A 1,513-nucleotide genomic window follows, 5' to 3' on the forward strand; every position below is an offset into this window, starting at 1 on the left:
CCCTCCGCTGCGAGAAAACCCTCACCGCATTCATGGGATTCGTCCATCTCGCTTGCGCGATGATCTGGATAAAATGAATGCAGACAGCGCCTAGCGTGTTTGATGATCGCCGGATAACGCTAACGGGCTTAGATGTAGGTGAAAGTCTTTTCCACGATCATCAAATGGTGTAGCTTTCGATAGATGATCATCAAAGGTAGCGGGGGATTCGCGCTCGCCTGCCCATGCCAGCCCGACGGAGACACCCGTGCCTGTAGCCTACCATGAAGGACGCTTTCCCCCTGCTGCGCTTGATCTGGGTGCACTGTTTCCGCTGGTCGGGCCCGCCAATGCTGCGATAGCGCGTTATGAAGGTGTCCTCTCGGGCATTCCCAATCCCGATATCCTGCTGTCCCCGCTGACCGCTCGCGAAGCTGTTCTCTCCAGCAAGATCGAAGGGACGCAAGTGACGCTGGGCGAGGTGCTGGAATTTGAAGCGCAAGGGCATCTGCTCGATGAAAGCACGCCCAAGAAGGCCGATGCCCGTGAAGTCTTGAATTACCGCGCCGCCTTGCGCGAGGCGGAAAGCCTGATGGCACATCTTCCGCTATCGCAGCGGCTCATCAAAGCCACCCATAGCGTGCTGATGGATGGCGTACGTGGCCGCCACAAGAGCCCGGGCGAGTATCGCCGCATTCCCAACTGGATCGGGCCAGAAAGCTGTACAATCGAGCAGGCGCGTTTCGTGCCGCCTGGGGCCGATCGCATCGAGAGTGCGATGACGGGATGGGAAGCCTATATTCACGCCGATACGCCGGATCGGTTAGTTCAACTGGCCATTGTCCATGCCGAGTTCGAATCGATCCACCCGTTTCTCGACGGCAACGGGCGTATCGGACGGCTGATCATTCCGCTCTTCCTCTATGCTCACGGGTTGTTGTCGCGGCCCAACTTCTATCTCTCGGAATATCTCGAAGCCAATCGCGAAGAATACTATGATCGCATGCTGGCCGTCTCTCGTGACGATGACTGGAGCGGGTGGGCGGCTTTCTTCCTACGAGGCATCATCGCCCAGGCCGAAGCCAACACCCAGAAGGCCCAAGCGATACTGGCGCTTCATCAGGACAAGCGGGATTGGGTGGTGGAGATCACCCATTCGCAATATGCCGTGCGTGCCCTTGACTGGATCTTCCAACGCCCGATCTTTCAGACACCCGATTTTATAACTTCCGCTCAAATTCCACCAGCAACGGCGCGAAAGATCGTCCGTGACCTGCGCGACAATGGACTGCTGCGCGAATTGGTGCCGGCATCAGGGCGGGCGCCGGCAACTTTCGTTTTCTCCGAACTTTTGAATATCGCCGAAGGGCGGGAAGCGTTCTGACCGCTAGCGCCTTAAAAGCGGCCATTCGACCGCTCGAAACGGCTCCCTGAAATCTGCCTGTGGACCGGCGTGCAAAAGGGACCCCGTTAGCGGGGTGATCGGCGTCCAATAGGGACCCCTCATTTCGATGGTTTAGGCAGCGGCCTGGTT

At 58.0% G+C, this 1,513-nt stretch carries 1 protein-coding gene; it reads left to right on the forward strand.

Annotated features, from left to right (window positions below):
* Window positions 1–247: 247 nt before the first annotated feature.
* A complete protein-coding gene (locus GGQ98_RS18055; protein WP_184072058.1) occupies window positions 248–1,363 on the forward strand; it encodes a Fic/DOC family N-terminal domain-containing protein in 1,116 nt (371 codons plus the stop codon).
* The last annotated feature ends 150 nt before the right edge of the window (window positions 1,364–1,513 follow it).

It is taken from the genome of Sphingosinicella soli (assembly GCF_014199685.1).
Classification (GTDB): domain Bacteria; phylum Pseudomonadota; class Alphaproteobacteria; order Sphingomonadales; family Sphingomonadaceae; genus Sphingosinicella; species Sphingosinicella soli.